This window comes from Finegoldia magna, from assembly GCF_018371055.1.
GTDB classification, from domain to species: Bacteria; Bacillota; Clostridia; order Tissierellales; family Peptoniphilaceae; genus Finegoldia; species Finegoldia magna_I.
The window spans coordinates 1-6,944 of the sequence record NZ_JAGYZD010000078.1; the positions used below are offsets into that span (position 1 = coordinate 1).

9 protein-coding genes are annotated in these 6,944 nt (G+C 31.3%); all 9 read right to left on the bottom strand.

The window, feature by feature from the left end; all coding sequences use genetic code 11:
- A partial coding sequence (locus KHW44_RS04650) for a peptidase U32 family protein (protein WP_304066551.1) occupies nucleotides 1-770 on the bottom strand: 770 nt, incomplete at its 3' end.
- Between the two features lie 46 nt (nucleotides 771-816).
- A complete protein-coding gene (locus KHW44_RS04655) occupies nucleotides 817-1,461 on the bottom strand; it encodes an O-methyltransferase (protein ID WP_304066554.1) in 645 nt (214 codons plus the stop codon).
- Nucleotides 1,454-1,792, bottom strand: coding sequence for a YlbF family regulator (locus KHW44_RS04660; protein ID WP_094209655.1), 339 nt, complete (start codon nucleotides 1,790-1,792; stop codon nucleotides 1,454-1,456). Before KHW44_RS04660 ends, KHW44_RS04655 begins: the two co-directional genes overlap by 8 nt.
- A 1-nt stretch (nucleotide 1,793) precedes the next feature.
- On the bottom strand, nucleotides 1,794-3,461 hold the full coding sequence (locus tag KHW44_RS04665; RefSeq protein ID WP_002836243.1) for a ribonuclease J: 1,668 nt from the start codon (nucleotides 3,459-3,461) through the stop codon (nucleotides 1,794-1,796).
- On the bottom strand, nucleotides 3,462-3,914 hold the full coding sequence (locus KHW44_RS04670) for a Fur family transcriptional regulator (protein ID WP_002836242.1): 453 nt from the start codon (nucleotides 3,912-3,914) through the stop codon (nucleotides 3,462-3,464).
- Nucleotides 3,914-4,156 carry a DUF1292 domain-containing protein gene (locus tag KHW44_RS04675; protein ID WP_002836240.1) on the bottom strand — a complete coding sequence of 81 codons (243 nt, stop codon included), beginning with the start codon at nucleotides 4,154-4,156 and terminating at the stop codon, nucleotides 3,914-3,916. The genes KHW44_RS04670 and KHW44_RS04675 overlap by 1 nt, the downstream gene beginning before the upstream one ends.
- Nucleotides 4,157-4,158: 2 nt before the next feature.
- Nucleotides 4,159-4,572 carry a Holliday junction resolvase RuvX gene (gene ruvX / locus KHW44_RS04680; protein WP_002836239.1) on the bottom strand — a complete coding sequence of 138 codons (414 nt, stop codon included), beginning with the start codon at nucleotides 4,570-4,572 and terminating at the stop codon, nucleotides 4,159-4,161.
- Nucleotides 4,573-4,624: 52 nt separating this feature from the next.
- Nucleotides 4,625-4,891, bottom strand: a complete 267-nt coding sequence (locus tag KHW44_RS04685) for an IreB family regulatory phosphoprotein (RefSeq protein WP_002836238.1) — start codon at nucleotides 4,889-4,891, stop codon at nucleotides 4,625-4,627.
- Nucleotides 4,892-4,903: 12 nt separating this feature from the next.
- On the bottom strand, nucleotides 4,904-6,944 hold a 2,041-nt coding region (alaS, locus tag KHW44_RS04690), incomplete at its 5' end, for an alanine--tRNA ligase (protein ID WP_304066566.1).

Consider the following 6,944-nt stretch of genomic DNA (forward strand, 5'->3'; position numbering starts at 1 on the left):
TATTGACTCTTTACTCTACCTTCTATTTTCAAACTATCAATTCCTGCTGCGATTAATTTATCTAAGTGTTCAATCATACACAAATCTTTTGAATTGAAAATAAAAGTTCCTTTTTCATCTTCTTCGATCGGAAAATATTCTCCGGGTCTTTTTTCTTCAACTAGTCTGTACTTCCATCTACAAGCTTGTGCACAGTCCCCTCTGTTAGCATCTCTTCCTGTCATATAGTTACTCAATAAACATCTTCCTGAATAAGACATACACATAGCTCCATGTACAAAACATTCTAATTCAGAACCAGGAATGTTTTTCTTGATGTCTTGAATTTCTTTCAAAGATAATTCACGAGCTAACACAATTCTTTTGATTCCTTGATCCATCCAATATTTTACTGTCCTAAAATTTGTCACAGATGCTTGTGTTGACATGTGAACTTCAATATCTTGATTAATACTTCTAATAATAGAATAAATTCCGGGATCAGAAACAATCAAAGCATCTACATTTATATCGATCAGGCTTTGAATATATTCTTCAATTCCTTCCAAATCATCATTGTGGGCTAATATATTCATTGTTATATATATTTTCTTGCCCCTGCTATGAGCGTATTCCACTGCTTCTTTCATATCATCTAATGTGAAATTCTTAGATGCAGTTCTCAAACCATAGTCAGGACCTGCCATATACACTGCATCTGCGCCATAATCAATGGCTGTTTTTAATTTATCTAAATCACCTGCTGGTGCTAATAATTCAACTTTTTTCATTTAATCTCCTCAAAAATAGTCGGAAATCATAGACTCCCGACTAATGCTATTTTAATTTAGTTATGCTCATTCCATCATCAATTGGAATTATAGTTGTATCATATTTTGAACTATCAGAAATAATTTCCAAAAATTCTCTTAATCTCTTAACGATTGTTATCTTTCTATGTCTATGCTCATAAAATTCTTTCTCGCATACCATCCCTCTGAACAAAACATTGTCGCATACAATAACAGAATTCTTGTTAGATAATCGGACTGCTTCTTCAAAATATTTTATATATTGTCCTTTGGCAGCATCGATAAATATCAAATCAAATTTTGTATTCATATTTTTCATAACTTCATATCCGTCGCCAAATATCAATTCAATATCGTCATATCCGTACTTTTTGAAGTTTTCTCTGGCAAAATTTGCATTTTTTTCATAATTTTCGACTGTAGTAATCTTTGCATCAGGACATGTTTTTTTCATGATAATCGAGCTGTAACCAATAGCTGTGCCTATTTCTAAAATAGATTTGGGTTGTTCGATCAGCAAAATCATCTTTAATAATTGTCTAACTTCTGCTTCAACTATTGGGATATGATTATTCTTAGCAAATTCTTCTAGCTCTAAAATAGTTTCATCGTCACTTTTTGATAATTGTCTTAAATAATCTTGTAGTTGTTCATTTACAATACTATTCATCTTCTAATTTAATGCCACCTTCTAATGCATCATAAACATCTTTCAAAATCATAGAAAATCTTGCATCCGCTTGTAAATAAGCTGCTATTTCGTGATTTGTCATGATAATATTTTGTAAGTTTTGAAGTTTTTGTACATCTTCAGGATCTTCTTTTCCTGTTTGTTGAATTTTTAATTGATATTCAAACAAATGTTTTTTAAAATCATCTATCATATTTTTGTTAGTTTCATTCTTTTTATAAACTTCTTTGTGAAGTTTTTTTAGTTCTTGAAACTCTGTTGAATTATTCAGCATTTGTGCCAATTCTTCAGCTTTTTTCTTATATTCCATATTATACCTCCATTATTACTGGCAATATCATTGGATTTCTCTTAATTTCTTGATATAAGAATTTCTTTAATGTTTCTCTTATATTGTGTTTAAGTGTAGACCAATCGTAAATATTTTTTGTATAACATTCATCTAAAACTTTTTGTACGACAGATTTGCAATCTTCCATTAAATCATTATTTTCTTTTACATATACAAATCCTCTTGAAATGATGTCAGGACCAGCTATAACTTCTTTGTTTCTGGCATCTAAAGTAATTACGACAACTATTAGACCATCTTCTGACAAGTGTCTTCTGTCTCGTAATACAACATTTCCAACATCACCAACTCCAAGCCCATCCACTAAAATATTACTTGCAAATTTAGTGTCTACAAGGTTAATACTTTTTCTAGTAAATTCTATTGTATTACCATTATCAGCGATTACTATATCTTTTTCTTTCATTCCAAGATCAAGCGCTAAGTTCGCATGACACTTCAGATGTCTCATCTCACCGTGAAGTGGAACGAAAAATTTAGGTCTAACTAATGAATGCATTAATTTCAATTCTTCTTGACAAGCGTGTCCACTTACATGCACATCTGCCAACGAAGAATAAATAACTTTAACTCCCATTTCCATTAATTTATTGATAACTGAGCTAACTTGGTTATCATTTCCTGGAATTGGTGTCGCAGATAAAATAACTGTATCTGTAGGATCTAAGTGAACTTTTCTATGAGTTCCATTAGCCATTCTTGTCATTGCACTCATCGGTTCTCCTTGAGAACCTGTTGTTAGAAGAACTATTTCGTTTGGTCTGTATCTGTTGATATCATTAATATCAATAATAGTTTTTTCATTGACTTTAATGTATCCCAATTCTCGTGCAACATTAACAGTGTTAATCATTGATCTACCTGAAAGCGCAACTCTCTTATTGAAATGTTCAGCTGCTGAAATAACTTGTTGAATTCTGTGAACATTTGATGCAAAAGTAGCTACAATTATTCTAGCAGGCGCATCATCAAATAAATTTATAAATGTTTTTCCAACACTTTTTTCGCTTAAAGTATAGCCTTGTCTTTCAACATTTGTACTGTCCGCAAAAAGTGCAAGTACACCCTTGTTTCCTATAGCTGCTATTCTACCAAAATCCATTCTATTGTTATCAATTGGAGTGTAGTCAATTTTAAAATCACCGGTAAAGAACAAAACTCCCACAGGAGTTGTTATTGATAAACTTGCAGCATCCGGAATTGAGTGACATACTTTTACAAATTCTACGCTAAATGCCCCAAGTTTTATTGATTTTTTGTAGTCAACTGTATGAAGTGACTTCAAGCTTAACTTGTGCTCCAATATTTTATTTTCTAAAAGTCCCATTGTAAGTTTTGTACCATACACAGGAACATCTAGTTTTTTTAATACATAAGGAATTGCCCCGATATGATCTTCGTGTCCGTGAGTAATTACAATGCCTCTTATCTTTTCCTTATTTTTTTCTAGATAAGAAATATCTGGGATTACTATATCAACTCCCAACATTTCTTCATCTGGAAATGTCATTCCACAATCCACAACAATAATATCATCTTTGTATTCAATTACTGTCATGTTCTTTCCTATTTCGTTAAGTCCTCCTAGTGGAATAACTTTTAATTTATCAATATTCTTTTTTGCCATTTATTTCTCCTCATTTTTCATTTTTTCTTGGCAATCAGAACATATTCCATAAAACTTTAAATCGTGATTTTGGATATCGAAGTTGTAATCCTTGCTGATTTGCTTTTCGATATCTTCCAATAAATCGTATTTTACTTCGTCAACTTTACCACAATTTGTGCATATTATATGGTGGTGGTGATGGTCTTCATCCTCATCAACCAATTCATATCTATATCTTTTATCATCAAAATCTAACTTGTAAACCAAGTTAAGTTCTTCAAAAATTAATAAAGTTCTATAAACCGTAGCTATACCAATTTCCGGATCTTTTTTGCTTACTATTTCGTTCAATTCTTCCGGAGATAAGTGTGAATCCATATTTTCTAACAATGCTTCAAAAATTACTTCTCTTTGCTTAGTAACTTTGTATCCGGCATTGATTAGCCTAGTTTTCAATGTTTCTATGTTCATTATTGCTCCTTTTGTGAATTCATTAAATCTTCGTATATTTCGATAGCATCGTTTAATTCTTGCTCGTTTTCTAATCCAATAAATTCAACTTGTTCATCATTTTCAATATATTTCAAAATAACATTCTCACCATTTGATACATCTTCTAATACGCAATAATTATCATCGTCCATACCAAATGTATTGATTATTTTAAATTCTTTTTCATTGTTTTTTTCATCGTATAATTTTATAGTTTCCATAATTATCTTCCCATATCCAAATAAGTTTGCAGAATATAAGTAGCTGCAACACTATCAATTACATCTTTCCTTTTTTTTCTTGATACATTTTGTTCTATCAATACTCTTGTAGCACTGACAGTTGTTAGTCTCTCGTCAACATATTCAATGTCCAAATCAGTGTGTTTTCTTAGTTCTTTTACAAATGTTTTAACTTTTTTAGCTTGAGGGCCAATAGTATTATTCATGTTTTTAGGTAGACCTACTATAATTTTACTGACTTCTTTTTCTTTGATTATATCATTTATGATTTCTATGTCTTCAATCTTACTTTTTCTCTTGATAGTCATCAAAGATTGGGCAGTCAATAAAAATGGATCACTTATCGCGACACCAATAGTTCTATCTCCCACATCAAGTCCAATATATCTTTCCATAATTACTTACATATTTTGAGAGCTGTTACAAGTAACAGCTCTACATTATCCTCTATTTATCTATTTCGTTCAAATAAACTTCTAACATTTCTCCCAATAAATCATCTCGATCTATTTGTCTAATCAAATTTCTCGCATTATTAAAGCTTGTAATGTAAGTAGGATCTCCTGATAATATATATCCAATAATTTGATTTTTAGGATCATACCCTTTTTCTTCTAAAGCTAGGTAAACTTTCTTCAAAGTTTCCTTTATTGATTTCTGTTCAAGTTTTGATGCTTCAAATCTAACCGTATGGTTTAAATCCTTACCTTCCATTTTTTGCCTCCTTTAAGCATTAATTTTTGATTTTACTGTTTCAATTCCCTTTTGTAGTGCTTCATCAACTTTGGAACTATCTTTTGCACCAGCTTGTGCAAAATCTTTACGTCCTCCGCCATTACCACCGCATACTTTGGCAACTTCTCTAACAATATCTCCGGCAAATACACCTTTCTTAACTGCTGAGTCCGTAACTAAAGTTATAAATGATACTTTTGATTCATCCGAATTAGCTAGTATTACAACCCCATCTTCTAATTTTGATTTAATATTTTCTCCAAAATCTCTAAAAGAATTATTGTCCAAACCACTTAACGCAAATACACAAACTTTTGTGCCATCAACGTCTACAGCGTCTTCAATGACTGAATCAATATTTGAAGATAAATCCTTATTTGTAATATCTTTAAGTTTTTTCTTCAATTCTTTAATTTCTTCAGTGTTCATTTCAATTCTTCTGGTGATTTCATCTTCATTTGATGCCTTTAATGAATGCTTAACAGTATCAATCAAACTATCTCTGTCTTTTAAATACTTGTAAACTGCACGACCAGTAATTGCTTCAATTCTTCTAACACCTGCAGCTACACTTGATTCAGAAAGTATTTTTAACATTTGAATGTCACTTGTTGTCTTAACGTGAGTTCCTCCACATAATTCTTTGGAATAATCTCCCATTTGAACAACCCTTACAACATCTTGATACTTATCTTCGAAAAGACCTCTAGCTCCAATTGATTGAGATTGTTCTAATGACATTTCATCAATTTTTACAGGAATACCTAGAGCTATTTTTTCATTGACAATTTGTTCAACTTTTTCTAATTGTTCTTTGGTAACTGCTTCAAAATGCGTTATATCAAATCTTAATCTTTCTCCATCAACATAAGAACCAGCTTGATTTACGTGATCTCCTACAACATCCTTTAATGCTTGATGCAATAAGTGTGTTGCAGAGTGATTTTTCATAATATCTCTTCTATTAAGTTCATCTACTTCGATCGTAACTTTATCTCCTACATTTAAGCTTCCTTCGATAACTTTTACGTAGTGTAAGAATACTTTCTTGCCAGTTTTCTTAGTGTCGTACACTTCAGCTTTGAAATTATCATTGTAGATAATTCCCTTGTCTCCTACTTGACCTCCGCCTTCTCCATAGAAAGTTGTACAATCTAATACTATTATACCCATTTGTCCGGCGTTTAAATTATTTTCATCTTCTCCGTAGATTTCGATAACTTCACTTTCATCTTTCAAAGAATCATATCCGTCAAATTTTGTTTCAGGAAGTCCTTCGCCATATTTTTTGTCGGATGACCAACCCATATTGGATTCATTTCTTGATCCTCTGGCTCTTTCTTTTTGTTCTTCCATTAATTTTTTGAATTCATCTTCATCTACAGTTTTATTGACTTCACCAACCAATTCCTTAGTTAAATCTATAGGGAATCCATAAGTGTCATATAACTTAAATGCATTTTCTCCACTAAACACATCTGATTCAGTTTCTTTTAGCATATAATCCAAAATACTCAAACCTAAATCCAAAGTTTCTTGGAATTTCTTTTCTTCAGCATTAGCTATTTTTACAATTCTATCTCTTTCTTCTTTTAATTCAGGATATCCAGATTCATAAACTTTAATGCAAGAATCTATAACTTTTTCTATAAAACTGTCGTCTATTCCCAATAATTTTCCGTGTCTACAAGCTCTTCTTATAAGTCTTCTTAGTACATATCCTCTTTGCTCATTACTTGGAATTACACCATCATAAATCAAAAATGTCATAGCACGTACGTGGTCAGCAATAATTCTGATTGACACATCATTTTGATGATTTTCTTTGTATTTTACGCCTGAAATTTCTTCAATAGTTTTGATTATATCTTTTACAAGTCCAATTTCAAAAATATTATCAGCATTTTCCAAAACCATTGTAATTCTTTCAAGACCCATACCAGTATCTATGTTTGGATGAGCAATTCTTTCGTATTTTCCATCTGCTGTTTTGTTAAATTGTGTGAATACCAAATTCCATACTTCCAAGAAT